This window comes from Acinetobacter lwoffii, assembly GCF_024129115.1.
Taxonomy (GTDB): domain Bacteria; phylum Pseudomonadota; class Gammaproteobacteria; order Pseudomonadales; family Moraxellaceae; genus Acinetobacter; species Acinetobacter lwoffii_T.
This window is the reverse complement of record NZ_JAMXXO010000049.1, coordinates 1-2687: the sequence shown is the minus strand read 5'-3', so window position 1 is coordinate 2687 and position 2687 is coordinate 1. Positions and strand designations below refer to the sequence as shown.

Sequence of the window (2687 nt, the reverse complement as noted above, 5' to 3'; positions counted from 1 at the left end):
TCAATTCTTTTAAATCGTTATAACAGTCTTAATTTATTAACTATCTGTATTGCCTCTATAATTATTGCTACTCCATTTTTTATTCTTTTTGGATGGAGTCACACAGGAGAAATTTCGAAAGAGTGGTGGAAGATGTATACAGATACATGGACTATCTTTATGGCTCTATTTCCTGGCTTATGTTATTGGCTATTTCTGATTAACCTAAAAGATAAGAAATCAAAGAATATTGAATAAACCATTGCATAGAGATTCTTAAATTTCCCTAAAATTAACATAATACACGTTATACGAAATTCTCTATTTTATTTTATATAAATCATATTTTTATAGTCAAATAAAAAGCCTAACTTAGCTGAATCGGGCTTTTTTAATAATTTACCAAGTTTCACGCCTGTTATTTGAGCAAAGTTCCACGATTTTGTTCAATTTTCATAAACATTATCCTATTTTTCATAATTCATTATTACATCTAATAGAACCGAAATTGGTACATAAAAAATAGGGGAGTTGGTAATCATAAAGAAAGAAAAATAACATTCTATATGTCGAAAATGACAAATAATGAATCGTCTAACAGAATTCAACCTTTAAAATTACAATCCTATTTTTTTGGCAGAGTTGCTTTAAAAAGCTTGAATACTTCTACTTAATTTAATTTTTATTGAAGTAGGTCACATAAATATTAAAAAATATTTTCTTTATAAATCAAATATATTTGAGCATATTTATAAAACGCTGCACAATGAAATTAAAATATTTGGCATAAATCTAAGATTGAGATTTGTGCAGTTGTGCATTTCCGGGGGAAAAGATGTTCACGGCAGAATTGTTGGACGAAGCAAAAAAATTCATGCATCACATGCTGACTAAAGTGGTGGAATATGGCGGTTCAGATTTATTTATTACGGCTGATTTTCCACCGAGTATTAAACATCAAGGCTTAATGAAACCTTTTGGACAGCAGGAACTCACAGCTGAAAAAACCAAGCTGTTTGCCTACAGTCTGATGAATGATAAACAGCGTAAAGAATTTGAAACTGAACTTGAGTGCAATTTTGCCATCACCGTGCCAGGTGTTTCCCGTTTTCGGGTCAATGTGTTTGTACAACAACTTAATGTTGGCATGGTGATTCGTACCATTACTGCAGAAATTCCAAATTTCCAGAAGCTGAAATTACCGGAATCTCTGAAACATGTGATTATGGAAAAACGTGGACTGGTATTGGTAGTCGGAGGAACAGGTTCCGGTAAATCAACTTCACTCGCAGCCATGATTGACTATCGAAATGAAAATTCAGCCGGGCATATCATTACCGTAGAAGATCCGGTTGAATATGTGCACAAGCATAAAAAATCCATGATTACTCATCGTGAAGTCGGAGTGGACTGCCATTCCTGGCATAATGCGCTGAAAAATACCTTGCGTCAGGCACCAGATGTGATTCTGATCGGCGAAATTCGCGATACTGAAACCATGGAACACGCGATTGCTTTTGCTGAAACTGGACATCTGTGTCTGGGAACGCTGCACTCGAACAATGCCAACCAGACTTTGGACCGGATTATCAACTTCTTCCCGGAAGAACGCCGGAACCAGCTATTAATGGATTTGTCATCCAATATGAAGGCGATCATTTCACAGCGTCTGATTCGTACTCAAGATGGTAAAGGCCGTCGTGCAGCGATTGAAATCATGTTAAATACGCCACTGATGTCTGACCTGATTTTGAAAGGTGAATTCCACGAATTGAAAGCGATTATGGCGAAATCGCGTGAACTGGGCATGCAGACCTTTGACCAGGCCTTATTTGACCTGTATAACCAGGGTGAAATTTCTTATGAAGAAGCCTTGCGCAATGCCGATTCGACCAATGAACTGCGCTTACAAATCAAGCTGAAAAGTAACCGACAGGACACTACCGTAGCCACAGAGGCAACCCAATTCACCATGATGCAAGAGCCAAAAGCGGAAGAGAAACAAGCAGAGAATACTTCGGTGTCAGAATAAATATTTGCTCAAAAAATCACAGGCAGAATTTTCTGCCTGTTTTTTTATTGATCTTATTTATTATTCGATTCAATCCATAAAACTAGACGGTTTTACGTTGCACCACCAGCTTAAAATAAACAATACTGCTTAAGGTTAAAATACCGCATAGCATAAAAGCAAACTGATAACTGTAAGCTGCAATGATGGTACCAATCAGTAGTGAACCGATGGCAATACCCAGGTCATAAAACGTATAAAAAGTTGAAGTTGCATAGCCAATTCGATGCTTGGGCGCACATTGAATCGCCAAAGTTTGAATACACGGCTGCACACTACCAAAGCCCACACCAACCATGACTGCAGCCAGCATAAATCCCCATAAGTTCTGAATCTGGCTCAGTAAAAATAAACCCGAACTAAAAGCCAGCAATGCCGGATAAATCACATATTGCGGGCCTTTACGATCATAAATCTTTCCGGTGATCGGCCGTAAGCTCATCATGGAAATCGCAAAAACCACAAAGAATAAACCTGCATAGGCCATTAAATCCTTGCTGGCTGCGAAGGGTGCGATAAAAGACATGATGCTCGCATAAGAAAAAGGGTGGTGTATCAAAAAGTATGCTAAAAAAAAGCAGGTTGAATTTTGATAAAATAGAGAAATGCAAATAACTCTAGAAATCAAATGTCCAAC

Annotated in this window: 1 protein-coding gene and 2 pseudogenes; 2 read left to right on the top strand and 1 reads right to left on the bottom strand. The window is 37.4% G+C overall.

Annotation, left to right across the window (positions count from 1 at the left end; translation table 11 throughout):
• Positions 1-237: pseudogene (locus NI470_RS15540) on the top strand (hypothetical protein); the annotation flags it as partial.
• Positions 238-814: 577 nt separating this feature from the next.
• A complete protein-coding gene (locus NI470_RS15535) occupies positions 815-2011 on the top strand; it encodes a PilT/PilU family type 4a pilus ATPase (RefSeq protein WP_005251952.1) in 1197 nt (398 codons plus the stop codon).
• 82 nt (positions 2012-2093) lie between these two features.
• On the opposite strand, the pseudogene NI470_RS15530 reads toward NI470_RS15535, so the two are convergent.
• Positions 2094-2594: pseudogene (locus tag NI470_RS15530) on the bottom strand (MFS transporter); the annotation flags it as partial.
• Positions 2595-2687 lie beyond the last annotated feature (93 nt).

Excerpts from the sequence above, each read along its gene's own strand:
- NI470_RS15535 (WP_005251952.1), top strand. The coding sequence starts at position 815 with ATGTTCACGGCAGAATTGTTGGACGAAGCAAAAAAATTCATGCATCAC.